Origin of the sequence: Candidatus Defluviilinea gracilis, from assembly GCA_016716235.1 — a bacterium.
Taxonomy (GTDB): domain Bacteria; phylum Chloroflexota; class Anaerolineae; order Anaerolineales; family Villigracilaceae; genus Defluviilinea; species Defluviilinea gracilis.
In genome coordinates this window covers 1,304,989-1,330,599 of the sequence record JADJWS010000001.1, presented here as the reverse complement: position 1 = coordinate 1,330,599, position 25,611 = coordinate 1,304,989, and the positions used below count along the sequence as shown (strand labels likewise).

23 protein-coding genes are annotated in these 25,611 nt (G+C 54.2%); 3 read left to right on the top strand and 20 right to left on the bottom strand.

The genetic code is table 11. The annotated features are described in order from the left end of the window. Window positions 1–68: 68 nt before the first annotated feature. From IPM31_06260 to IPM31_06205, 12 genes are all read right to left on the bottom strand, one after another. Window positions 69–1,631: a citramalate synthase gene (locus tag IPM31_06260; protein ID MBK9006581.1), complete on the bottom strand. Its 1,563-nt coding sequence runs from the start codon at window positions 1,629–1,631 to the stop codon at window positions 69–71. Window positions 1,632–1,707: 76 nt separating this feature from the next. Beyond that, the gene (gene leuD / locus IPM31_06255; GenBank protein ID MBK9006580.1) at window positions 1,708–2,289 is read right to left on the bottom strand and encodes a 3-isopropylmalate dehydratase small subunit; all 582 of its coding nucleotides are present in this window, start codon (window positions 2,287–2,289) and stop codon (window positions 1,708–1,710) included. 41 nt (window positions 2,290–2,330) lie between these two features. Then, entirely contained in the window at window positions 2,331–3,056 is a 726-nt protein-coding gene (locus tag IPM31_06250; protein ID MBK9006579.1) for a class I SAM-dependent methyltransferase, read from the bottom strand. Between the two features lies 1 nt (window position 3,057). Continuing rightward, window positions 3,058–4,461 carry a 3-isopropylmalate dehydratase large subunit gene (gene leuC / locus IPM31_06245; protein MBK9006578.1) on the bottom strand — a complete coding sequence of 468 codons (1,404 nt, stop codon included), beginning with the start codon at window positions 4,459–4,461 and terminating at the stop codon, window positions 3,058–3,060. 90 nt (window positions 4,462–4,551) lie between these two features. Next, window positions 4,552–6,192, bottom strand: coding sequence for a 2-isopropylmalate synthase (locus IPM31_06240; GenBank protein MBK9006577.1), 1,641 nt, complete (start codon window positions 6,190–6,192; stop codon window positions 4,552–4,554). A gap of 78 nt (window positions 6,193–6,270) precedes the next feature. Next, the gene (gene ilvC, locus IPM31_06235) at window positions 6,271–7,323 is read right to left on the bottom strand and encodes a ketol-acid reductoisomerase (protein ID MBK9006576.1); all 1,053 of its coding nucleotides are present in this window, start codon (window positions 7,321–7,323) and stop codon (window positions 6,271–6,273) included. Window positions 7,324–7,562: 239 nt separating this feature from the next. Continuing rightward, window positions 7,563–8,114, bottom strand: coding sequence for an acetolactate synthase small subunit (gene ilvN, locus IPM31_06230; GenBank protein MBK9006575.1), 552 nt, complete (start codon window positions 8,112–8,114; stop codon window positions 7,563–7,565). Between the two features lie 96 nt (window positions 8,115–8,210). Beyond that, window positions 8,211–9,896, bottom strand: a complete 1,686-nt coding sequence (gene ilvB, locus IPM31_06225) for a biosynthetic-type acetolactate synthase large subunit (GenBank protein MBK9006574.1) — start codon at window positions 9,894–9,896, stop codon at window positions 8,211–8,213. Between the two features lie 48 nt (window positions 9,897–9,944). After that, window positions 9,945–11,612 (bottom strand): dihydroxy-acid dehydratase, encoded by a 1,668-nt coding sequence (gene ilvD, locus IPM31_06220; GenBank protein MBK9006573.1) that lies wholly within the window; start codon window positions 11,610–11,612, stop codon window positions 9,945–9,947. 312 nt (window positions 11,613–11,924) lie between these two features. Then, window positions 11,925–12,452 (bottom strand): hypothetical protein, encoded by a 528-nt coding sequence (locus IPM31_06215; GenBank protein MBK9006572.1) that lies wholly within the window; start codon window positions 12,450–12,452, stop codon window positions 11,925–11,927. Between the two features lie 42 nt (window positions 12,453–12,494). Then, window positions 12,495–13,304, bottom strand: a complete 810-nt coding sequence (locus tag IPM31_06210; GenBank protein ID MBK9006571.1) for a WYL domain-containing protein — start codon at window positions 13,302–13,304, stop codon at window positions 12,495–12,497. A gap of 356 nt (window positions 13,305–13,660) precedes the next feature. After that, window positions 13,661–14,347, bottom strand: coding sequence for a Type 1 glutamine amidotransferase-like domain-containing protein (locus IPM31_06205; GenBank protein ID MBK9006570.1), 687 nt, complete (start codon window positions 14,345–14,347; stop codon window positions 13,661–13,663). A gap of 80 nt (window positions 14,348–14,427) precedes the next feature. Between IPM31_06205 and IPM31_06200 the strand changes: the two genes are divergently transcribed. Next, window positions 14,428–15,858 carry a GGDEF domain-containing protein gene (locus IPM31_06200; protein ID MBK9006569.1) on the top strand — a complete coding sequence of 477 codons (1,431 nt, stop codon included), beginning with the start codon at window positions 14,428–14,430 and terminating at the stop codon, window positions 15,856–15,858. Between the two features lies 1 nt (window position 15,859). On the opposite strand, the gene IPM31_06195 is transcribed toward IPM31_06200, so the two are convergent. Both IPM31_06195 and add read right to left on the bottom strand, forming a co-directional pair. After that, on the bottom strand, window positions 15,860–16,288 hold the full coding sequence (locus IPM31_06195; protein MBK9006568.1) for an NUDIX domain-containing protein: 429 nt from the start codon (window positions 16,286–16,288) through the stop codon (window positions 15,860–15,862). A 52-nt stretch (window positions 16,289–16,340) separates the two neighbouring features. After that, a complete protein-coding gene (add, locus tag IPM31_06190; protein MBK9006567.1) occupies window positions 16,341–17,354 on the bottom strand; it encodes an adenosine deaminase in 1,014 nt (337 codons plus the stop codon). A 251-nt stretch (window positions 17,355–17,605) separates the two neighbouring features. On the opposite strand from add, the gene IPM31_06185 reads away from it, so the two are divergent. Beyond that, window positions 17,606–18,139 (top strand): DsbA family protein, encoded by a 534-nt coding sequence (locus tag IPM31_06185; GenBank protein ID MBK9006566.1) that lies wholly within the window; start codon window positions 17,606–17,608, stop codon window positions 18,137–18,139. A gap of 24 nt (window positions 18,140–18,163) precedes the next feature. On the opposite strand, the gene IPM31_06180 is transcribed toward IPM31_06185, so the two are convergent. From IPM31_06180 to IPM31_06170, 3 genes are all read right to left on the bottom strand, one after another. Further along, on the bottom strand, window positions 18,164–19,144 hold the full coding sequence (locus IPM31_06180) for a glycosyltransferase family 2 protein (protein MBK9006565.1): 981 nt from the start codon (window positions 19,142–19,144) through the stop codon (window positions 18,164–18,166). Between the two features lie 119 nt (window positions 19,145–19,263). Further along, entirely contained in the window at window positions 19,264–20,931 is a 1,668-nt protein-coding gene (locus tag IPM31_06175; protein ID MBK9006564.1) for a DAK2 domain-containing protein, read from the bottom strand. 103 nt (window positions 20,932–21,034) lie between these two features. Continuing rightward, a complete protein-coding gene (locus tag IPM31_06170) occupies window positions 21,035–21,391 on the bottom strand; it encodes an Asp23/Gls24 family envelope stress response protein (protein ID MBK9006563.1) in 357 nt (118 codons plus the stop codon). 190 nt (window positions 21,392–21,581) lie between these two features. On the opposite strand from IPM31_06170, the gene rpmB reads away from it, so the two are divergent. Continuing rightward, entirely contained in the window at window positions 21,582–21,767 is a 186-nt protein-coding gene (gene rpmB / locus IPM31_06165) for a 50S ribosomal protein L28 (GenBank protein MBK9006562.1), read from the top strand. A 105-nt stretch (window positions 21,768–21,872) separates the two neighbouring features. On the opposite strand, the gene IPM31_06160 is transcribed toward rpmB, so the two are convergent. The 3 genes from IPM31_06160 to IPM31_06150 form a co-directional block, all read right to left on the bottom strand. Further along, window positions 21,873–22,541 (bottom strand): ribulose-phosphate 3-epimerase, encoded by a 669-nt coding sequence (locus tag IPM31_06160; GenBank protein ID MBK9006561.1) that lies wholly within the window; start codon window positions 22,539–22,541, stop codon window positions 21,873–21,875. A 144-nt stretch (window positions 22,542–22,685) separates the two neighbouring features. After that, complete coding sequence (locus IPM31_06155; protein MBK9006560.1) at window positions 22,686–23,753, bottom strand: serine/threonine protein kinase; 1,068 nt, start codon at window positions 23,751–23,753, stop codon at window positions 22,686–22,688. Window positions 23,754–23,841: 88 nt separating this feature from the next. Then, window positions 23,842–24,774: an ABC transporter permease subunit gene (locus tag IPM31_06150; protein MBK9006559.1), complete on the bottom strand. Its 933-nt coding sequence runs from the start codon at window positions 24,772–24,774 to the stop codon at window positions 23,842–23,844. Window positions 24,775–25,611: the final 837 nt, after the last annotated feature.

The following is a 25,611-nucleotide window of genomic DNA, read 5'->3' as shown; positions in this document are numbered from 1 at the left end:
TCTCCAATGGTTTTTACGCAGTACGAAATACGCAATACACAACTGCGTACTGCGTATTTCGTAAAACGCTAATGAGCCACCATCAACCCATACTCCATCGAATCAGCCAGCGCGCGCCAGGAGGCTTCGATGATGTTGGTGCTCGCGCCGACCGTGCTCCAGCGCGAGGTTGAATTGCGCGTGTCAATCAACACGCGGGTGATGGCTTCCGTGCCGTGATCCGAATCCAAAATTCTCACTTTGTAATCGGACAGATGAAACTTTTGAATTTGCGGATAATACCCAGCCAACGCTTTGCGCAATGCCAGATCAAGCGCGTTGACGGGACCGTTCCCCTCCGCCGCCGTGTGAAGCAGTTCGCCCTGCACCTTCACCTTGACCGTCGCTTCGGCGAACGTGCCGCGCCCATCTCGATGCTCCACGTTGACGAAAAAATCCACCAATTCAAACGGAGGTTTGTAGCCGTATTCCTGGCGCTTCAACATCATGGCAACAGAGGCTTCGGCGGCTTCGAATGAAAATCCGCGCGCTTCGAGCTCTTTGATCTCGTTCAACACGGGCAAGACTTCCGCGCTTTCCACTTCCACGCCGTGTTCTTCGGCTTTGCTGAGCAAATTTCCGCGACCCGACAGGTCCGAAACCACGACGCGCATTTTGTTGCCGACGAGTTCAGGCTCCACGTGTTGATACGATTGCGCGTTACGTCGCATCGCCGCCACATGCACGCCGCCTTTGTGCGCGAATGCCGATTTCCCAACGAACGGCAAATGCTCATCGGGAGTGATGTTCGCCACCTCCGCCACAAAATGGGACAAGTCGTACAAATGCTGAATATTCCCTTCAGGCAAACACGGATAACCCATCTTCAACTCAAGGTCTGCCATGATGGACACGAGATTCGCATTGCCGCATCGTTCGCCGACTCCGTTGATCGTGCCTTGCACTTGAACCGCGCCTGCGCGGATGGCGATCAACGAATTGACAACGGCACATTCCGAATCGTTATGCGTGTGAATCCCAAACGGATGAGCAATCGCCTCTTTCACCACGCTAACAATTGATTCGACCTCCCAGGGCATTGTGCCGCCGTTCGTATCGCACAACACAACTATCTCGGCTCCTCCGCGAATCGCGGCGCGGAGAGTTTCGAGGGCATATGAGGAATCCGTTTTGTAGCCGTCGAAGAAATGTTCCGCATCATAAATCACACGCTTGCCGTTGGCTTTGAGATACGCGACCGATTGTTCGATGATCCGCAAGTTATCCTCGAGCGTGGTCAGCAACACTTCTTTGACGTGCAGAGTCCACGTTTTGCCGAAGATGGTGCAGACGGGCGTTTGCGAATCGAGCAGGGCTTTGATGTTGGCATCGTCCTCAGGTCCGCCTTTGACGCGGCACGTGGAACCGAACGCGGCGATGAGCGAATTCTTCCATGGCATATCGCGCGCGCGCTCGAAGAACTCCACATCCTTTGGGTTCGAGCCAGGCCAGCCGCCTTCAATGAAAGCGACTCCAAGTTCGTCCAGTTTTTGCGCGATGCGAATCTTGTCATTGCCCGAAAGCGTGAAGCCTTCGGATTGGGTGCCGTCGCGGAGGGTGGTGTCGTAGATTTGGATGAGGGGTAAAGTCATGTGTTACCTGTTACACGTTACAAGGTACTTCGTACTGCGTACTACGTAATACGAAGTACGCAGTACGAAGTATGAATTATTGACCCGCTTCAAACGCGGAGATCTCCTTCTCGAATCCCATGATGTAGCCCAACTCATCCACCCCATTGAGTAGACACGTTTTGCTGAACGAATCAATCGGGAAAGTGAGCGAACCTCCAGGGTAGGATAAAGTCTGGGTAGCCAGATCAACTGTCAGGTCGGCGCGAGGCGCTTCTTCAAAGAGGTCGAAGAGCATCTTGTGAGTCGCGTCATCCACGACGATGGGAATGAGTCCGTTCTTCAACGCGTTGTTGCGGAAAATATCCGCAAAGGATGTGGAGATGACGGCGCGGAAGCCGTAACTGGTGAGCGCCCACGGCGCGTGCTCGCGGCTCGAGCCGCAACCGAAGTTGTCGCCTGCCAATAAAATTTGCGCCCCCTGCGACTCGGGCTTGTTGATGATGAAATCTTCTTTCGGCGATTTATCGTCGTTGTAACGCCAGTGATAAAAGAGCGCGTCGGCGAGCCCGTTCTTGTCGGTGACTTTGAGAAATTGCGCGGGGATGATCTGGTCTGTGTCAATGTCGTTGACGGGCAGGGCGATCATGCGGGAGGTGAGAGTTGTGAATTGTGCCATTTTGATTTCCGATTTTGGATTTACGATTTACGATTTTCGATTTACGATTTGCGGCCGCCGAACACTGCGAGTTCATAGATACGGAAATAGCAATCTACTTCTTCGTAGCCGATCTCGCGCAGCCAATCGCATTGTGTACTTACAGACAAAAGAATATTCGTGTCTTTATCTGGGCGGTTCATGAAGATGTCTGAAATTTCCTGACGGGTCTTTGTTCCGCCGCTTGATCGTTCGATCGCGAAACGAGCGTCAACCACATGTTGATTGAACAAGTCCACCGCAAGTTGCGATTCGGCGGCAATGTGTTCGATGTTGATGAACCAGCCGTTCGGTTCGAGCAATGAAAAAATTTCTTGATAAATTTCGCGCTTGCGTTGATCGGGCTGATGATGAATGGAGTAGCCAGACACAATCGCATCAAACGGACCTTGCAGGCTGATTTGATTCACCCAAGCCTTGTCGCCATAATCGAGATTCTCAAATTTGAGTTGACTCGCATATTCCTTGAGACCATCGCAAGCTTGTTCAAGCATCGGCTCTGAGAAGTCGGCGAAAACTCCGCGAGCCGATGGATATTCGCCCAAGATCGCCGCGCCCAGAATTCCATCACCGCAACCCAAATCAAGAAAACGTTGGATGGGTTGTTTTCGCGTTTTGAGAATTGACATCATTACGCCGATCTGTTCCTGCGCCAACGGGATGGCGGCACGGTAAGACAGAAAGCGGTTCACAATGGCGGGTAACTTCCAAATTTCGTCTGTGACCATGTCAACTCAACATTACTCTTGGATCAGTGACCACGCCATGAATCGCCGTTGCCGCCGCAGTGATGGGACTCGCCAGAAACGTGCGCGAGCCTTTCCCTTGCCTGCCTTCAAAGTTTCTATTTGACGTACTCACACAATATTGACCTGCTGGAATCACATCTGCATTCATTGCGATACACGACGAGCATCCCGCCTCGCGCCATTCTGCGCCAGATTCTTTGAAGACTTTATCAAGCCCTTCCTGTTCTGCCTGCTTCTTCACATCCTGCGAACCAGGGACGACCATCACGCGCGTGCTTTCTGAAACTTTCTTCCCTTTGAGAAACGCGGCGGCGAGACGCAGATCCGAGATGCGTGAGTTGGTGCATGAGCCGATAAAGACCACGTCCACTTTTTGACCTAACAGCGATTGACCAGGTTGGAGTCCCATGTAATTCATGGCTTTCTCGAACGCGGCTTTTTGCGATGACTCGCTGAACGATTCAACCGTTGGGATGCGGTCTGTGATCCTCATGCCCATGCCTGGGTTCGTCCCGTAGGTAATCATCGGTTCAAGTTCGGAGGCGTCGAGCGTGATGGACTTGTCGTACGCCGCGCCTTCATCGCTGGGCAGTGACTTCCACTTGGCAACGGCTTTATCCCACTCCGCGCCTTTGGGGGCGAACTCTCTTCCATATAAATATTCAAACGTCGTTTCATCGGGAGCGATCATGCCCGCCCGCGCTCCGCCTTCAATGGACATGTTACAAATCGTCATGCGTTGTTCCATGGACAATCCGCGAATCGCTTCGCCCGTATATTCAAAGACGTGACCCGTCCCGCCGCCGACTCCGATCTTGGCGATGAGCGCGAGGATGATATCTTTGGCTGAAACGCCGCTCGATAGTTTTCCATCCACTCTCACTTCGTACGTTTTGGGTTTCTTTTGCAAGAGACATTGAGTCGCAAGGACGTGTTCCACTTCGCTTGTGCCGATGCCAAACGCCAACGCGCCGAATGCGCCATGCGTGGCGGTGTGACTATCGCCGCAGACGATGGTCATGCCTGGTTGCGTGCGCCCGAGTTCAGGTCCGATGACGTGAACGATGCCGCGATGCGGGCTAGTCATGCCGTGCAATTCGATCCCGAATTCCGCGGCGTTGACTTCCATCTGCTTGATCTGGGCGGCGGCTAATGCGTCAGTCATGGGAACATGCAGAGGCGTGGTCGGAATCGAATGATCCATCGTCGCCAGAGTCTTTTCAGGTCGGCGCACTTTGAGTCCGCGCTGGCGAAGTCCTGTAAAGGCTTGAGGCGATGTCACTTCGTGAACCAGATGCAGGTCAATGTAAAGAACCGCAGGCGCGTCGACTTGTTCGGTCACAACGTGCGAATCCCATATTTTTTGGAATAAAGTTTTTGTCATGGTTTCCTTTTTGCAGAGACTAGAGACTGGAGATTCGAGACTAGTCTCCAGTCTCTAGTCTCTAATTCTCTAATCCTCCAATTCTCTCTTTTATCCCAACATCACTCCAAAATCATTCACCACCCTCTCATGCGACTCGGTCTGCGCGATGATGAGTTTATTGACGGCGTTGATATACGCCTTCGCGCTGGCGACGATGATGTCGGTGTCTGCGCCGTGACCGCCGTACACGCGCGGATAATGCGCCTCGCTTTGCGCGTCCATCGAGGTATGGTCGTCCGCGCCTTGAATGCGGACAGTGACTCCACCGAGCGCGTCAATGCCTTCGGTGATGGCGTGGATGTTGAACTCGAGCAACTCGCACGGCACATTGACGATGGCGTTGATGGCTTTGTACACCGCATCCACTGGACCCGTGCCGACAGAGGCTTGCGTGTGAACTGCGCCATCGGGTCCGCGCAGGCGAACGGTTGCAGTCGGCATTCCCATCGTCCCGCAGGTGACCTGCATATCGTTGAGCAAATATACATCGCGCGGACGATAGAACTCGTCGGCGATCAACGCTTCCAAGTCCGCATCCACGATCACCTTCTTGCGGTCTGCCAATTCTTTGAAGCGCGTAAAGGCTTTATCGAGTTCCACTTCATCGAGCGAATGACCCAACTCCGCCAGCCGAGTGCGAAGCGCGTGACGACCCGAATGTTTTCCCAACACCAACTTCGTTTGATTCACGCCCACATCTTCGGGGCGCATGATCTCGTAGGTGGTCTGATGTTTCAACATGCCGTCCTGATGAATGCCCGCTTCATGCGCAAACGCGTTCGCGCCGACGATCGCTTTATTCGGTTGCACCACGATGCCCGTGTAATTGCTCACCAACTTGCTCACGCGCGAAATTTGTTTTGTCTCGATGCCCGTGTCCAGATCGAAAACGGGATGACGAGTCTTCAACGCCATCACAACTTCTTCGAGCGACGTGTTGCCCGCGCGTTCGCCGATTCCGTTCATCGTCACTTCGGCTTGGCGCGCGCCCGCGCGAATGCCCGCCAAAGTATTTGCAGTCGCCAACCCCAGATCATCATGGCAATGAACCGAGATCGTTATGCCGTCGTGCATCCCTGGCGTGTGTTTGATAATCCCGTCAATCAACGCGAAAAATTCATCGGGCGTTGTATACCCGACCGTGTCGGGAATATTCAACGTCGTCGCGCCCGCCTTGATCGCCTCGCCCAACACCACATATAAAAATTCTGGGTCCGAGCGTCCCGCGTCTTCGGGCGAAAATTCCACATCGTCGCAAAAACTTTTTGCATACGCCACCATTTCAGACACGCGCGCCACCACCTCTTCGGGATCCATTTTCAACTTGTGCTTCATGTGGATCGGCGACGTCGCCAAAAACATATGGATGCGCGGACGTTGTGCGGACTGCACCGCCTCCCACGCTTTTTCAATATCGGATTTATTCGCCCGCGCCAGCCCCGCGATGACGGGAACACGCGTCTCATCCTGACTTGAGGCTGGGTTGCCCACCTCAACCGCTATCCGTCTGACGGCTTCCAGATCGTCGGGCGACGCGGCAGGGAATCCCGCTTCGATGATATCCACGCCCATCATCGCCAGCGACCGCGCCACCTCCAACTTTTCCGCCGAAGTCATCGTCGCCCCTGGAGATTGCTCGCCATCTCTTAATGTCGTGTCGAAAATCCTAACGTAGTTATTTGTTGTCATGGTCAACTCCCGTAGGTCACGCTTGTAGCGTGACATATCATGTTATTTCACCAGTCACGTTACAAACGTGACTACAAATTATTTCTTCCAATTCTCAGGTCTCAACGACCTCACCGCCGCGCCTGTCTTCCACATTTCCGAATCACGGATCGCGGCGAGTTCTTTGTCCAACTTCTCGCGGTAATCGGGCTTGCTATTGGCTTCGAGTGTGATTCGCGCCTCATTGCCTGACGTAACGCTCTTATACAAATCACTGAACACAGGCGCGACCGCATCGCGGAATTTATTCTTCCAATCCAACGCGCCGCGCTGGGCGGTGGTGGAGCAGTTGGCATACATCCAATCCATGCCGTTCTGCCCGACGAGTCGGATCAACGACTGCGTCAACTCTTCCACCGTTTCATTGAACGCCTCAGACGGGGAATGTCCGTTCTTGCGGAGTTCGTTGTACTGCGCTTCCATCACGCCAGCCAACGCACCCATCAACACGCCGCGCTCGCCTGTGAGGTCGCTGTACACTTCGTTTTGAAATGTCGTCGGGAATAAATATCCCGCGCCGATGGCGATGCCCAACGCGATCGTCCGCTCTTTGGCTTTACCCGTCGCATCCTGATGGACTGCAAAACTCGCGTTGATCCCCGAACCGTCGAGAAAATTCGTCCGCACACTGCGACCCGACCCCTTCGGCGCGACGAGCGCCACATCCACATGCGGCGGAGGGATGACTCCCGTGTCATCTTTGAACGTGACCGAAAATCCATGCGAAAAATACAGCATGTCGCCTTCGTTTAAATTTTCCACGATCTTCGACCACTGCGAGCGTTGCCCCGCATCGGACAATAAATACTGAACGACGGTCCCTTTCTCTGCGGCTTCTTCCACAGAGAACAACGTCTCGCCTGGCACCCAGCCGTCTGCCACAGCCTTATCCCAATTCTTCGTCCCCTCGCGCTGACCGACGATCACCTTGATGCCGTTGTCGCGCATGTTCATCGCCTGCGCGGGACCCTGCACGCCATACCCCAGCACCGCCACCACTTCATCTTTCAATACCTCCCGCGCCCTCTCCAGCGGAAACTCATCGCGCGTAACAACTTCCTCTTCCACACCGCCAAAATTTATTTTTGCCATGATCTCAATTCTCCTAATTTTTTATCTCGGTGGTCGAGTAGTTCCGAGCGATAGCGAGGAACATATCGAGACCACCACGCTTCAAAACATTCTTGTAACAAAATTTTGTATGCGTACTTGTGGTCTCGACTGCTTGCGCTCGACCACCGAATACTCATAAATTACAAATTACGTAACTCGTAACTCGTAACACGTAACTTGTATCTCTTTCATCCTTCATCCTTCACCCTTCATCCTTTTCACGGCGTCATCTCCGCCATCTCCATCACCTGCGCATGCCCATTCATCCCGATCCTCCGCACACCATCGTTGACCCCGCGCGTCATCGAGACCTGCCCCGTGCGCACCATTTCCACGATCCCAATCGGGCGCAGTAACTCGATCAAGCCTTCGATCTTGTCCTCCGTGCCAGTGATCTCGACCACGACCGAATCAGCCGCCACATCCACGATGCGGGCGCGGAAGATTTCCGCCAGCCCGTTCACTTCGGCGCGGCGTTCAGGCGCGACTCGCACCTTGATCAACGCCAGATCGCGCATCACGGTGGACTGATGCGTCACATCCTGCACATCGATCACATTGACCAGCTTGTATAAATTCGCCTCGATGCGATGCGCGTCAATATCGCCGTTCGGGCATTCCGCAACGATGGTCATGCGCGACACTTCGGGATTCTCCGTCGTCCCCGCGCTGAGCGACACGATATTGAAATTCCGCCGCCGAAACAACGAAGTCACCCGATTCAACACGCCAGGCTTGTTTTCCGCTAAAGCAATAAATGTGTAGTTCATAATTCTCCATTCTTTAGAGAGTAGAGGAGTAGAGAATAGATGACCAGTAACGATCAACTCGCTATTCTCTACTCTCTATTTATCTACTCTCTTATCTCACGCCTTCACAGGTCTCTGCATCATCTCATCCAACGCCGCGCCTGCGGGAACCATCGGATAGACCGCCTCTTCCTGCTCGACTCGGAACTCAAGCACCACTGGACCTTGAGTCTTCCGCGCCCATTCAATCGCTTCATTGACTTCCTCAGGCTTGGTCACCCGCCTCGCAGGGACTCCGTGCGCCTCCGCCAATTTCACAAAATCGGGCGTGAGCATGTTCACCGCCGAGTAACGCTTGTCGAAGAAAAATTCCTGCCACTGGCGCACCATGCCGAGGTATTGATTATTCATGATCGCCACTTTGACGTTCGCGCCCTCTTGCACGGCGGTCGTCAACTCGGCGGCGGTCATTTGGAATCCGCCGTCGCCTGCGATCGCCCAAATTTCCTGATCCTTCGCCGCGAACCACGCCCCGATCGCCGAAGGGAGACCAAAGCCCATCGTCCCCGCGCCGCCCGAAGTTAGCCAGCGATTCGGTTTATCCAGAAAATAATATTGCGCCGCCCACATCTGATGTTGACCGACATCCGTTGTGACGATGGCGTTCCCATCCGTGGCTTTCCAAATCTCGGCGACCATGTGAGCCGCGTGCAACTTGCCGTCGTCTTCCCAATTCATAATACTGCGCGCGTCGGCTTCGGCTTTCCATCCGTTGATCTCTTGTTTCCATGCTTCGTGATCGTATTCATCCACCAGCGGGATCAGATCGCACAACACAGTTTTCAGATCGCCGACCAGCGGCACATCCACGAAAACGTTTTTGTGAATCTCAGACGGGTCAATCTCGATGTGAATCTTTTTGGCGCGCGGCGCGTACGTTTTCAACGTGCCAGTCACGCGGTCATCGAAGCGCATCCCAAAGGCAAGGATCAAGTCCGAATTTTGGATCGCCATGTTGGTGTGCACTTCACCGTGCATACCCATCATGCCCAGACTTAATTCATGCGACGCGGGGAACGCGCCCAGTCCCAACAGCGTGCTCGCCACTGGAGTTTGAGTCTTGACCGCGAACTGCATCAACTCCTCTTCGGCTTTCGACATCAACACGCCATGCCCGCATAAAATGATCGGCTTCTTTGCCCGCTCGATCAAGTCCACGGCTTGGTCTAATAAATTTCTCGACGAGCGCAGAACAGGTTGATAGCCTGGCAGTTTCACTTCTTCAGGGAAAACAAATTCGCATGATTCAATTTGCGCGTTCTTACAGATGTCAATCAACACAGGACCTGGTCGTCCACTGCGCGCGATATAAAACGCCTCGCGGATCGTTTCCGCGATCTGGTCGACGCGGGTCACGATGTAATTATGTTTCGTGATGGGCAATGTGATTCCCGTCACGTCGGTTTCCTGGAACGCATCGCCGCCGATCAAATGCGCCGCCACCTGACCCGTGATGAAAACCGTCGGCACCGAATCCATCATCGCCGTGCAAATGCCCGTCACGAGATTCGTCGCGCCAGGACCCGAGGTCGCCATCGCCACACCAACTTTCCCCGACGCGCGAGCGTATCCATCCGCCATGTGCGCCGCGCCCTGTTCATGCCGCACCAACACATGATGCACAGGATAATTCAGCATCGCGTCATAGATCGGCATATTCGCGCCGCCAGGGTAGCCGAACACAACCTCCACGCCTTCGCGGGTCAAACATTCCCAAACAATTTCTGCGCCTTTTAATTTCATATCTGCTCCTTAGACCTGTGAGGTCTTAAAGACCTCACAGGTCTCAAATTAACTTTCCAACATTGCGCCCGTATCCGCGCTGGTGACAAAATGCGAATATCGCTTCAACCATTTTGATGTTGTTTTGGATTGGAACGGAGGCAACGCCTCCAGCCGACTCTGAATCTCCGCCTCGTTCAATCGGACGTTCAGCCTGCGCGCGCCCAAATCAATTTCGATCACATCCCCAGCCTTCAACGCCGCGATCGGACCGCCCGCCGCCGCTTCTGGCGACACATGACCGATGCACGCGCCGCGCGTCCCGCCGCTGAATCGTCCATCGGTGATCAACGCCACCTTGTCGCCAAGTCCCTGCCCCATGATCGCGGACGTGGGCGACAGCATCTCCTGCATCCCAGGTCCGCCCTTCGGACCTTCATAACGCACCACAACACAATCTCCCGCTTTGACCTTGCCCGCCAAAATTCCAGCCATCGCTTCTTCCTGCGATTCAAAGATGACAGCGGGTCCCTCAAACTTCATCATCGCCTCGCTCACACCGCCCACTTTCACCACTGCGCCTTTCGGAGCGAGATTGCCGAACAGAATCGCCAGCCCTCCGCGTTTGGAATGTGCGTTGCCATATCTGCGGATCACTTCTTCATCCTGAATATCTTTTCCTTGAATCGATTCGCCCAAGGTTTTTCCTGTCACTGTCAAGCGATCAAAATGCAACATACCCGTCCCCCATTGGATCTCGTTCAATATCGCAGGGATTCCGCCCGCGCGATGGACATCTTCCATGTGCCACTTGCCCGCCGGACTCACCTTGCAAATGTGCGGAACTTTATCCGCCACCGCGTTGATTCTTTCCAGCGGATACTCAACTCCCGCTTCGTTCGCCAATGCCAGCGTGTGCAACACCGTGTTCGATGAGCCGCCCATCGCCATGTCCAATGCAAACGCGTCGTCTATCGCCTCGGCAGTGACGATGTCTCGCGGCTTGATGTCGCGCTCGATCAAGGTCATCACTTGCGCGGCGGCTTGTTTCGCCAACGCTTCCCGTTCGGGAGTCTTCGCCAAAGCGGAACCGTTATATGGCAACGCCAAGCCCAACGCCTCCATGAGACAGTTCATCGAGTTGGCGGTGAACATCCCCGAACATGATCCGCACGATGGACATGCAAATTTTTCCAAAATGGATAATCGCTTCTCGTCAATCTTGCCCGCTGAAAATGCCCCCACGCCTTCAAACACGGAAATTAAATCAATCGTCTCGCCTTCGGGAGTCATCCCCGCTTTCATCGCCCCGCCAGAGACAAATATCGTCGGGATATTGACTCGCATGGCGCCGAGCAACATGCCAGGCACGATCTTGTCGCAGTTCGGGATGCACACCATCGCGTCGAATCTGTGGGCTTCGATCATGGTCTCCACGCAGTCAGCAATCAGTTCGCGCGAAGGAAGCGAGTACTTCATCCCCATGTGACCCATCGCGATACCGTCGTCCACGCCGATGGTGTTGAACTCGAACGGCACGCATCCCGCCGCGCGGACGGCATCCTTGACCAGTTTGCCGAACTCCTGCAAATGCACATGCCCAGGCACCACGTCCACATATGAGTTGACGATGGCAACGAACGGCTTGTTGAAATCGTCATCCTGCAACCCCGTAGCGCGAAGCAGCGCGCGATGCGGCGCTTTATCAAATCCTTTTTTGACTGTATCGGAACGCATAAATTTTCCTTTTTTCTTACCGCGAAGGGCGCTAAGAACGCAAAGATTTAATTTTTTCTTCGCGAACTTCGCGTGCTTTGCGGTTAAAGAGATAACAAAAAAGCCGCCCGTGGTTAGGGCGGCTCTTTGCGTTTGTTTCGAGATTTACTTCACTCTCACCGTTGCCATCCTAACCGAAAATAGATCCTTAATAATAAGGACCGCAATAAGGATGACGATAAGGGAGAGCGACAAAAGTGTGTTCATTGGCTGGTGATTTCGCCCGATTATAGGCTGATTTGTGAATCCGTCAAGGGCGCGAAAACGGCGGCATTATTCGATCACTTTGTAAGACATAATCAACTCATACGCGCTCGCCTTGACGTAATACATGCGATACTTCTCCCCTTCTTTGAACGTGTGACTCATATCATCGGTGAAGCCAAAGCGTTTCTTGCCCACATAGACATAATAACTGGTGAAGCCCGCGCCTGAGTTGAAGTGAGAATCGAGGCGAATCTTTCCCTCCGCAGTTTTCAACTCCGCGTTCTTCAACATTTCGGAGATGCGCCTTGCAAGCCAGATACTGAACGCGAGAACCAACCCAACCACAACGATGATCACAGGAAAGACCAAAATATTCAACGGGTTGGAAAACAATGCCGCGCGCGTGCTTTCATTTTGCAAATACATCGCCAGGATCAGACACATCCCAAAGAACATGAACCCAACGGCAATTTTGATATTCCATCTCTGAACTCTCACGCCGCCCTCGCCGATCGTTTTCAAGTAGTCGCGTTGACCCTGCGTGAGGAATCCGCGCTGGTTCGATTTCAAATCGTCTTCGGTGAATTCGTACATATTTTTCGAAGAGACCTGTGAGGTCTCGCAGACCTCACAGGTCTAACTCCCTTCCTCAACTTGCACCTGAGTAATTCGATCCAAACGAAAACTGCGCTCATCGTTCCGCAAGTGACAGTACGCGAGCAAATACACATAATCCTTCAACCCCATCACTTGCTTCGGCGTGATCCAGCGTTCGGTCTGCTCGCCGTCCCCGTCAACATACTTGATCAACATGCGCTTGTTGCTGTAGATCGCTTCGCCCAATTCGGTCGGCAGTTCGATCCCCTCATTGGGCCACGCGGGCGAGTTGTAAATGCCGATATATTCATCGAGCGGTTTGTTGAACTGCTTCATCTGTTCCATCATCGCAAAGAAGATTCCCCGCGCCGCCAACGCGCCGTCCAACGCGCGATGTTTCACCGTCATCGGCAGATGGAACGACTGGGCGATAAACCCCAAACTATACGACGGCATCTCGTAATACAGACGCGCCATCATCAGCGTGTCTATCAAATTCGGGATTTGGATGTCGCGCCCGAGCCGCTTGAATTCGCTATCGAGGAATTGCAGGTCGAACTTCGCGTTGTGACAGACGACCACCGCTTCATTCACCAAGCCGACGATTGACTCGGCTACTTCAGCGAATCGCGGCGCCGACAATAACTCGGCATCCGTCAACCCGTTCGTGCTCGCCGCCCCCACCGAAAGCGGACGCTCAGGATTCACCAACTGTTGAAACTGCTCTTTGATTCGTTTTCCCTCCGTGACGACGATTCCCACCTCACAGACGCGATCGCCAAACCACGGAGAGAGTCCCGTAGTTTCCAGATCGAGAAATGCAAAACGCGCAGAGGAGAGATCAAACATATCCTTAATCCGTAAGGCGACATGAATGTCGCCTTTTCTGATGATTTTGATTTGGCGTAGCGCGACATATTGAACATTAACAATTTATTCTGACATATACTAAGCGTGCCGAAACGGGGGCGGGACGAAAAGTTCATCTCAATCCAGAGGCGGCCAGTCTGACCGTGGTAAAGAACCCCCGCCTGAGCTGCGTGTTCCGGGTTCCGCCCCGCCGCCCCCCCCGCCCCCCGGCCCCCCAATTTGGAATGGCTGGCAGTGTACCTCTCGGACAAGGACCGTCGACCGTTTCTCTCCCGGTCTGCCCCTTACGCGCCTTGTCAGAGTATTTTTGTTCTATGTCGCGTTACGTGCGAATTCTAAACCGAAAATGTTTTTCCCGCTTCATACGATTCCACGCCATCTTCGCGATACAACGTCACCTCCCCCGCGCCGTAGACGTTCCACATTCCATTTTCGGCGTCGTTTAACATGCCTGTTTGCTCGTCAATGCCGATCAATGTGACGTGGGGAATCTGTTTCAAGAGCGAGGATGCCCAGCCTTTACCAAATGTGTTGTGATGCGGCAAGACGAGCGAATTGCCCACCAGATTTAATCCCTCGTGAATTTTCCCTTCGTACGGGTCATAATAAAACTCACACATCACCATCGCGCCCGCGCTTGAACCCGCGATGACTGCGCCGTTTTCAAATGCTTCGATGCAAGCCTTCCATGCCAAACTATCTTTCAATGTCTGACCGAGATAATGCGTGAAGCCGCCGAGCAGGTAGATCAACTTTGCCTCGCGCAGAGATTTTGCAATTGAATCATCGTTCGCGCTGGGTTTGTCGATCAATGGCAGTGATTCAACATCCTGCGCGCCGAGTGACTCGAACCAGCGGACGCCGTTGCCTCCCGCGCGGAGGTGGTTGCGGTCGGGCGAGGCAGCCGCAGGGACGATGCGAAGCGGGGCGTCGAATCCGCCTGCGAGTTCGATGGAGCGCAGGTCTGGTTCGCGCATCCGCCCGCCGAATTCCGCTCCGCCTTCCAAAAGTAAAAATCCCATGACAGCATCATATCTTCTTTCAGAATTGTACACAAGCGAAGCATAGCCCCGCTGTATAATCAATCAAAAGGAGAGATGCCATGCCAAAGCCAAAGGCTGGGGATCATTTTGAAAGTCTCTTTGATCAGGCTCCCATTTCATTGTGGGAGCAGGATTACAGCGGGATAAAAAAATTTTTCGACAAGTTGCGCGCAAGCGGGGTGAACGATTTGGATATATTTCTAAACGAACATCCTGAAGACATTGATAAAACTCTTGGGCTGATCAAAGTGACGCATGTCAACCGCGAGACGTTGAATCTATTTGGAGCAAAGACCGAAAAAGAATTGCTCGCCAATCTCGACAAAATGTTCCGCGACGAGATGCGCGAGCATTGGCGTTCGGAATTGATGGCGTTGTGGAACGGCGAGTTGAGCTGGTCGGGCGACGGCGTCAACTATCGGCTGGATGGCGAAGCGCTCGATATCCGTTTGCACTGGCGCATTTTGCCCGAATGCGAATCCACGTGGGAGTGCGTGCTGGTGGCGATCGAAAATATCACCGCGTTGAAGCAGGCTGAAAAACGATTCCACAATTTGTTCGAGTACGCGCCGATCTCGTTGTGGGAGGAGGACTACTCGGCGATCAAAACGGAATTCGACTCGTTGCGCGCGCAAGGCGTGACGGACCTGCGAACGCATCTCAACTCGGACCCTCAAACTGTGCGCCGCTTCATGGGCATGATCCGCGTCCTCGACGTGAACCGCAAAACGCTCAGCCTGTTCGAGGCGATGGACAAAGACTCGTTGCTCGCAAACCTCGGCAAAGTTTTTCGCGATAGCATGGGCGAGCATTTCAAAAACGAACTCGTGGATATGTGGGACGGCAAAACCTATTACGAGCGCGAGGGAATCAATTATTCATTGACGGGCGAACCCGTGAATGTGCATCTGCATTGGACGTTGATGCCCGGGCACGAAAACGATTTCGATTGGGTATTGGTGGCGTTGCAGGATGTGACCGCGCGGAAAAAAGCGGAGGAATACCTGCGCTACCTCGGCACGCACGATGTGATGACCGGCTTGTACAACCGTGCGTTCTTCGAAGAGACCCTGCAAGACCTTGAAACGAGCCGCAAGGATCCAATCAGTTTCATCATCGTGGATTTGAACGGGCTGAAAATGGCAAACGACACGTTCGGTCACAGCGCTGGCGATAAATTGATCCGCCGCACAGCCGAAGTGTTGAAAGCCAGCATCGAAAATGGAACGATCGCCGCGCGTATCGGCGGCGACGAGTTTATCCTCATCATGCCCGGCGCAGACGAACATACAGCAAAGAGCATGATCGAACGCGTGGAGTCTCTGGTGGTGATGAACAACAAATATTATCGCGAGCCCGAATTAAGCGTATCCATCGGCGCGTCCACGAGCGCGGCGGGATATTCGCTGTTGAAATTTATCAGCCTGGCAGACGATGAGATGTACAAAAACAAGGGCATCCACCATCGCCGCCGCAGGGATGATGCTTGAATTATTGTTTGTACTCGTCGAAGGGTATCCCCTTTTGATGATTCTCCAGCGCCTGCTTCACATAGGGGATGATGCTCATCGGTAGCGCGTCCACATCCACCCAGCGCAGATCATCACACTTATCGGGTTCAGCGTTGAACGGTTCGCCATCCCATTGGTTGATCACGACAAAGAAATCGACCCGCTCTTCGCCTTCGATGCGATGCAGGACAGTGGAAAATGTCATTCCATTTAATGGGATGTTGACACCCGCTTCTTCCGCCCCTTCGCGCGCCGCGGCTTCCATCACCGTTTCTCCCCCTTCCAAATGCCCCGCAGGGACGCTGTACTCGCCGTCCCGAAACCCCGTGTTGAATCGGCGCAACAACAAGATTTGATTCTCGCGGAAGAAAAACAAATGCACAGTGACGGGGAATCGAGCGCGGGTCATTATTTGCTCCAGGCGGCGTCCTCGCCGCCGAGGACGGCGGCGGAAGCAATTGCTAGTGAAAATACCTTTCCCAAATTTTCTTTTTCTCAGCCTCAGGAATAAACGACGCTTCATAGGCGTTGCGATTGCACGCAGCGATCTCATCCATGCTCATGCCGAGAACTTCATGGGCAATGCGGTATTCGTTGTTGAGATTCGTTTCCAACACTTCGGGATCGTCGGAGTTGATGGTCACTTTCACGCCGAGGTCGAATAATCTCTTGAGCGGATGCTCTTCAATCGCGCGGACTGAATTGGTGAGGTAGTTGCTCCACGGGTTGACTTCGAGCGTGATGCCGCGCTCTTTGATGAGTTCCACAACCCGCATGTCTTCAATTGCGTGGATCCCATGTCCGATGCGGTCGGGGCTGGCGAGTTCAATCGTCTCTTTGACGAACGAGGCGGGCGTATCCTCGCCGGTGTGGATGGTGACTTTCAAGCCCGCTTCTTTGGCTTTCATGATCGAGGGGACAAACTCGCGCAGCGGGAAATCGCGTTCGCTGTCGGCGAGATCAATCGCGGGAATGTGTTCCCTATGCCGAATCGCCCAGTCCACGGTTTTGACGCACGACCCGGGTCCCAAACTGCGCGAGGTGATGGCGATGTAGCAGATCGCCATGTCGAATTCTTTTTCGGCGCGGGCTTTGGCGCGGAGCAGACCTTCGAGACAGGCGTCCCAGTCAACGTTGTGTCCGCTGAATGCCCAATCGGGCGAGAAGCGCACTTCAAAGAGTTTGATGTTTTGCTTTGCCGAATCTTCGAACAATTCCCACGCGATCCGCTCGACGATTTTTGGCGAGGTGATGCTGTTTTGGAAAATCCCGAACGCCTTCAAGACTGTTTCCAAGTCGCGCAGTTGATCGTAGACCTTCACATGCTTATCCAACTCGTCCGCTTCATACGAGGGAAGTTTCAACTTGTACTCTTTGGCAATATCAATGATCGTCTGCGTGCGGATTGCGCCTTCGAGGTGGATATGGATTTCAGTTTTGAGAATGGAGTTGTATTTGGGGTCGAAGTTTTTCATGGGTAAACCCTTTTAACCACAAAGTACACCAAGGTCACAAAGGTTTGATACCTTAAGACCTATAGATTTTCCTTTGTACTTTGTAACCTTGGTGGTAAAAAACAATAGCACCGTAAGAAACAACGGGGAACAACTGTCTAACATCGCGCAATACAATTCACCATCGAGGAAAACGCATGGATTTCAAACTAACCATCTTCTCCGATTATATCTGACCGTGGTGTTATGTCGGCCAGGGTGTGGTCGAGAGGTTGAAAGAAGAATATCAAGTGGACGTGGAGTGGCGTCCGTTCTATTTGTATTTCGATACGCCGCTCGAGGGACGCGACCTGCCCGAACACGTGAAGCATGCCCGCGCCAACGGTTCGGAGGAACGGCTGGCTTCCATCGCCGCAAAGTATGGGATGCCATTCCGCTCAACGGACCGGGTCTACAACACGCGCCTCGCCCACGAAGCGACGGAATACGCGCGCGTGAACGGCAAGGGGAACGAATTTCACAAAATACTTTTTCGCAAAGTGTATGCCGAGGGAGGTGACCCAAGTCAATGGGAGACGCTTCACTCCGCGGCAGAAGAAGCGGGCTTGAACGCGGACGAGATGCAGAACGACGTGGGAAGCGAAAAATACACGGCAGACGTGGTGGATAAAGTCCGCTGGGCGTATCAGATCGGCGTGACGGGCGTGCCGACCTATGTCATCAATGACCGTTACGCGATTGTCGGAGCGCAACCGTATGAAGTCTTCAAAGACGCGCTGGAACAGATATTGAATCAAAAAGACTGATGCGCCGGTGTTAGAGAACGTCGGCTACGCCAGCGGAGGCGACAACGGCTCTTTCGGCGTAGACCGCAGATCGTTCTCGATTGCCGCGAGCAAGAATTGAATCCCCAGCAGGACCGAAAGCGTGGGGAGCATCACCGTCCCTGTGGGCGCGGGGATGTTGAGACTCGCGTATTGAATCCATTTGACGACGCCGAAGATCAAGCCGAAGAGGAATAGCGGGGTTCCGACCAAAACATATACGCTTCCCATTGTGAAATCGTAAATGAAGTTCTTGAGAAGGACGCGCTTGATTAAGGTGCGGAATAATTTGAGTGGGAATTGGAACAGGATGCGATGGATGAGCATGTTCGAGACCTCGCTCCGATACCGCGCGGGCATGGGAACATCCTTCACCACCGCGCCGAGCAAATACAGATTCGCCAGCATCGAAGTTTCAAAGTAATAACTTTTATCAATCCCCTTCAACGGAAGTTGCGACAAAACTTCGGAACGGATGGCGACGAATCCATTCGTGGGGTCGAAGAGATTCCAATAGCCCGTCGCGGCTTTGGAGAGGAAGCCCAGTCCCATGTTCCCGATGCGGCGGATCAACGGCATTTGTTGCAGAGACTGAAAATCGCGGAAGCGATTCCCCTTTGTGTAATCCGCCTGACCATGGATCAACGGCGCGATCAATTCGGGCAGGTTGGTTGTATCCATTTGCCCGTCGCCGTCCACTTTGACGACGACCTGCGCGCCGAGTTCGAGGGCTTTGCGGAATCCCGTCAACATGGCGCCGCCCACGCCGAGATTCGAATTATGACGGATCAACGTGATGCGTTTATCTTTTTTAGCGATCACCGCCACAATTTCCGACGTTGAATCAGGCGAGGCATCGTCCACCACGATGATGTGGTGAATATATTTCGGAAGCGCGCGCAACACCGCTTGAATCTCCCGCTCCACGCGGTAGCAGGGAATCACTGCGGCGATGTTGTATTTTTGAAAATCAAAGGTGGGAGACATTTAAATTAAAACCGCAAAGCTCGTTTTGGACGCAGATAAACGCTGACTTACGCTGATCTAAAGAAAAAATCTGCGTTTTCTGCGTTCATCTGCGTCCCAATTAATTCTGACAGAGTCTATCACTCAACCGAAATAATAAACTGATAATGTTCCTGCCCGCCCTCTTGCACTTCGATATCCTGTTCGCGATATTTCTCGCGCATCGCATCGGCGATGCGGTTGGCTTCGGCGCGGGGCATATCTTGCCCGGAATAAAATGTGATGAGTTCATGCTCCGCCGCGTTCGCTTTTTCGAGGAACAATGCGACAGCCTCTTGCACTGAATTTGACGAAGCCACCAATTTACCGTCGAGCAGCGCGATCACTTGACCCTCTTTCACGTTCACGCCGTCAATCTCCACATTGCGCACCGCGACAGTGATGTCGCCGGTCTGCACGGCGGCTAGGGCTTTGACCATTTTCTCCGCGACCGAATCAACCTCCCCGTCGGGTTGAAGCGAGAGCATCGCCGTGAGTCCCTGCGGAACGGAACGAGTCGGCACCACCGCGACCTGTTTCACCGTCACATCTCTGGCTTGATTCGCCGCCATGACGATGTTCTTGTTGTTCGGCAGGATGATCACTTTGTCGGTGGGCAGGTCTTCGAACGATTTCAAAATATCCTGCGTGGAGGGGTTCATCGTCTGCCCGCCTTTGACGACCGCCGCCGCGCCGAGGCTGGCGAAGATGCGGCTCAGCCCGTCGCCCGGCGAAACGACCACCACCGCGATCTGCCCCGGCTCGACCGGCGCGAACGAGATCGCGCTCGTTTTGCTTTTTTGAATATCGTCCATCTGCGCGAGCAAATTTTCCATCGCCACTTTGGTGATCGTGCCAAGCCCCATGATGTAATCAATGGGCTCGTATCTTTTTTCGAGCGGCACGTGGATGTGCATGCGATACATGCCCTCGCCCTCGCCCACTTGAATGGACGTGCCCATCTCCTCGAGCCGCCCATAAAATTGTTGCAGATCGAAATTTGTGGGCGGCATAAAATCCACGACCACTTCGTAATCCTGCCCCTCTTCCACTTCTTCGAGCGCGCCCTGCAAATTCATCGCCGAGATCGGTTGCACGCTCATCAACGGCGCCTCAAGCGACTCGCCGTACACGTGGCGCAGCATGCCCTCCAAAATAAAAAACAAACCTTTGCCGCCCGAATCGACGACACCGGCTTGTTTCAAAAGAGGCAGGAGATCGGGAGTCCGCTGGACGGCTTCGTCTGCCGCTCTCACCGCCACTTCAAGGATGGTGATCGCGTCGCTCGTCGACTGGAGGGCTGCTTCAGTTGCGTCAGCCACTCCGCGTATGACGGTTAAGATCGTCCCCTCCACCGGCTTGACCACGCCTTTGTAAGCGGTATCGCGCGCTTCGGCGAATCCTTTGGCGAGCGACTCGCCATCTAATGTTTCGCGTTCATGCACCGCGCGCGCGAACCCGCGCCAGATCTGCGAAAGGATCACGCCCGAGTTGCCGCGCGCGCCCATCAACGCGCCTTTTGCCACGCCCGCCGCCATCTCGCTGATCTTGCGATGACCCGAATCTTTGATCTCGTTCCATGCCGATTGCATGGTCAACGTCATGTTCGTGCCGGTGTCGCCGTCTGGGACGGGGAACACGTTCAGCGCGTTGACGGTCTGCTGGTTGACGCGCAGCCAGATCATGCCCGCCTCCACCAGCCGCTTCATGGATTGTCCATTGATGGTCTTTTTACGCAAGTTGTCGACGCGCTCGGTATCCACAGTCATAAATGATTCTCCTATCCGTTACTCTGCGCAATGCACACGAATATTTTTTATTCGCGGAGATTAGCGTGGATTAGCGGACTGCCTTTCGGCAAATTGTCTCCTCTTAGTCGGTGTTGCTCACGCGCAGTCCCGCCACGTGGACGTTGACCGAATTCACTTTCAAGCCAAGCGCCTTCTCCACATGAAAGCGGACGGTGTTCGCCACGCTCTCCGCCACACTGCTGATGCGCGTGCCATATTCGATGATGATGTGGATCTCGATATCCAGGTCTTCGCCGTTATAGCGGACCGTGATGCCGCGCGAAGGGTCGCGTGTGATGGATTTCATCAATCCATCCGCGAGGTTGCGCGCCGCCAGCCCCACCACGCCATACGATTCGAGCGTGGCTTGGCAGGCGATGGTCGCCACCGCGTTCGGTGAGATGTGGATGCCGCCCAAGGATGTCGTATCTTCGCCCATGATTTTCTTATTCTGCTCCTGCCGCCGTCCCCGGCGGCGTTTTATGGTAATCCTGCGCCGAGGACGGCGTAGGAAGCATATGCAGTTTCTATTTTAACATCTTGCCTGCCATTAAGTCACGTGGTAAAATGCCGTGCCTTCAAAAGGGCAGAGACACCGGAATTATAGCAAGGAAAGGAAACTGTACGTCATGGCTAAGTGCGCAAACTGCGGAAAATCCACCACCTTCGGGCATAGTCGCTCGTTCTCACAACGCGCCACCAACCGCACCTTCAAACCCAACCTCCAGAAGACCATCGTGATGGAAAAGGGTCGCGTGGTGCGCAAGGTGTTATGCACCAAGTGCATCAAGGCGATGAGCAAGTCTGTCGCGTAAGGATTTGTTCCCCACAATAAAAGTCACGGCAATACGCCGTGATTTTTTGTTTAATGCTCCTTACGCAATACGCAGTACGAAGTAAGCAGTACTTCGTACTGCGTGCTACGTATCGCGTAATTTCGCTTGCAAGGCTTTGATTCCCGCCTTCGTCCCCTTCGGGTGTTTGAAGACTGCCGTCGCGGCGACGAAAACATCCGCCCCGGCTTTCTTCATTTTGGGGAGAGTTTCCACGTCAATGCCGCCGTCCACTTCGATGCGCGCGGAGGATTTCAACGCGTCCAATTTTCTGCGAACTTCTTTCACCTTCGCCACAGTGGATGAAATAAATTTCTGACCGGAGTAACCGGGGTTCACGCTCATCACCAAAAACAAATCGGCATCGCCCAACACCGCTTCGATCGCGCCGACGGGGGTGCCCGGGTTCAACGCGACGCCGGCGCTGCATCCCAGCGAGTGGATGTGTTGGATGGTGCGATGAATATGCGGGCAAGCCTCAATGTGAACGGTGATATTGTTCGCGCCCGCTTTGGCAAACGATTCCAAATGGCGTTCGGGCTTTTCGATCATGAGATGCGCGTCAAGCGGAAGTTTCGTGACGCGCTTGCAGGCTTCGACGATGAACGGGCCCATCGTGATGTTGGGGACGAAGTGACCGTCCATCACGTCAATGTGAATCCAATCGGCGTTGGCAGATTCGCAGGCGGCGAGTTCTTCGCCCAGGCGGGTGAAGTCTGCGGAAAGGATGGAGGGGGCGAGGAGGGGTTTGGGCATAGAAAATAATTCGGTGGTTGAGACGCAAGCAGTCGAAACCACCAGTATCCAGAAGAGTTTTTATTACAAAATTACTTTTGAAACTAGTTGGTTTCGATACGTCCCGCGAATTGCGCGCGGGACTACTCAACCAACGAGGTAACACTAGCGCGGGTTATAGATGAAGTAAATGTAAATCCAAAACGGGATTAAGCCGCCCACAGAAATGAGCGCGAGCAATGCAAGCCCAATGGTTGCCCAATCCGCTTCAAAGGAGGAAGATGCCGAGGGCGGGTAGGCAGGCCGAGGGGTGGATGGAACCGGCTCGTAGGCTGGCATCGGTTCGGGTTGTTGATACGTCGTCACGGCTTCGGGAGTCAACGCCAGGGCGGGCGCGGGAGTCGCTTCGCGTTGAGTCCCGAATTTGAGCAGGACGCGCCCAAGTTGGTCGGCAGTGCGGTACCGCGCGGACGGTTCCTTCGATAAAACTTTCATGACGATCTCTTCGAGCGCGGGCGGAATATCGGGAACGTATTCGCTGATGGGGATGGGCTGGTCTTCGAGGTGCATGCGGGCGAGTTCGTCGCTGGTGGGGGCGTTGAACGGCAGGGCGCCGGTCAGGATTTCATATAAGACAATGCCCAGCGAGTACACATCAGAAGATGGGGAGGGCGGCTCGCCGACGGCTTGCTCGGGTGAAAAATATTGCGGCGAGCCCCAGACCACATCGGCGCGTTCATCGGGCAGGATGGTGGAAAGGGCGCGCGCGATACCGAAGTCTGTCACTTTGAGGCGGTTGTCGGGGGTGAGGATCATGTTGTGCGGCTTGATGTCGCAGTGGACCAGCCCGGCGCGGTGGGCATACCCGATGCCGGCGCAGGCTTGCACCATGATGGGAATCCCCTCTTCGACGCTGAAGCGTCCGCGCTGGCGGAGGATGGTCTTCAAATCCTTGCCGGGGATGTATTCCATGACGATGTATAACTGCCCGAAATCGAAGCCGAAATCGTGGACGGTGACGATGTTGGGGTGCGAAAGGTTTGCCGCGGCGCGCGCTTCCATTTTGAAGCGTTCCTGAAACGCCGGGTCCTGGGAGTATTTCTCGTGCAACACTTTAATGGCAATGTTGCGTTCGAGCATCAGGTCGCGCGCGCGATAGACGTTGGACATGCCGCCCGCGCCGAGTTGCTCGAGCAGTTGATAACGTTTGTTGAGAAGCGCGCCGGATTCCATGATGAAAAGATTATATCATCTTGAATTCAACCAAAAGCCCCCGCGAATTGCGAGGGCTTGGTTTGGAATTCGTTATTTAGCGAAAGCGTTAAACGTACTTTTCTCGTAACACCGAGGAGATATAGTCCATGCTGGCGACCACAATGGCGATGGCAAGCATCTGCGCGCTGGCGGCGCGGTAGTTGAGCAGGTTAATGTTCTGCTGTAACAGGAAGCCGATGCCGCCGCCGCCCACAAAACCGATGATGGTGGACATGCGCACGTTGATATCCCAACGATACATGGTGTACGAAATATACGGCGGCACGATCTGTGGGATCACCGCATAGATGATGGTCTGCAAGCGATTTGCGCCGGTGGCTTGAATTGCCTCCAACGGACCGGGTTGGATGCTTTCCACTTGTTCAGAATAAAGTTTCGCAAGACTGACAATGGTGTGCAAGCCGAGCGCCATCACACCGGCAAAGGGACCGATGCCCACCGCGATCACAAACACGATCGCCATCACCAGCGCCTCGACAGACCGCAAGCCATTGAGGATCGTGCGCGTCACATAGTAGATGACCATGCCGGTGGAAAGCGTATCCTTGGGCTTGGTGATCAGCGCGATAGCCAACCCGAGTAAGCCTCCAACCATGAGCGGTCCCCAGAGCACATAAGCAGACTGACCAATCTGGTACAACCATTCAACCAACCATCCGAACAACCCGAACAACGTGGCGCCGGCGAGGGTGGCAAATAGAATATTGAGGAGACGCAGCGCCCCGGGCGCCAGCTTTTCTGAGGCGCGCTGGCCCGTCCGTCCCAGAAAACTGCTCAACGCGCTGCCGGTTGCCAGCCCCCCCAGCACGGGAGTTGTGATCGCGATAATATCGCCAAGTTGGAACAGAAAGTTTCCCAAAAATGCCAGCGAGCCGAGCCCGGCAATGCCTAACAAACCCACGTTGATTGCCAGGTGGGCAAGCTGGAACAAGCCGTAAAATGCAACCAATATCGTAATAAACAAGACGATCAGGCGCATAACTTGGGTGGTTTTATTCGGCTTGGAGATTTCTTCCTCGGGCAAAGCCCAGCGTAATCCCAGGGAAGCAAGGATCGGGGTGAGCGCCACGAAAAGCGCGTTGACGGGAAGATTCTCCGCAAAGGGAGCGCTCAACGCGCCAACCCAATTCACCAGCAGGTAACCGACTGCAATTCCAAGGGGCCAGCCCAACAGCGACAAGGCAATACTCGTCAGCGGGCTTCTTACCGATTTCATCAGGTTGCGCGCGGCAATAAAACTAAGCGGGATGGCAAGGATGGTGCCAAGCGTGGTCGCGAGCAAAGCGAGGAACACCGTCTCGATGATCTTATCCCATGTTTCATGCGCGGTTTGAGTGAATTGGGGAGCGCCCACATTTCGCCGCATGGTAACGCGAATGAATTGCACCTCGTCGCTGGGGCGTTTCGGCAGTTTGATCGCAACCGAAAAACTACCATTGGCGTCTGTGGTGGCGGTATCGTTGCCCAGTTCCACCACATTGGTTGGGTCGCTCCCCGGCACAAAGCGAACCGGCCCGCTGGAATTGGGGACGAATTTAAAACCCTCCACGGTGACCATTTCTCCCGGCTCCGCGCAGGACGGGGTGACTGTCACGTACGGACCCGACGTATCCGGCGCCTCGACGATTCCGCCGTCCGCCGGGCAAGTCACATAGACGGGGGCAGTAAAGGCTTCGGCAACCTGTTCATACTCAAAAATATCCGGCTGAGCCAACGCGCGCGTCACACGCACGAGGCTCTCTTGCCGCCGTTCACTGCGCAGTTGTTCGAGATCGATCTTGGTGATCTGGAAGCCATACGCATACACCACCAACCC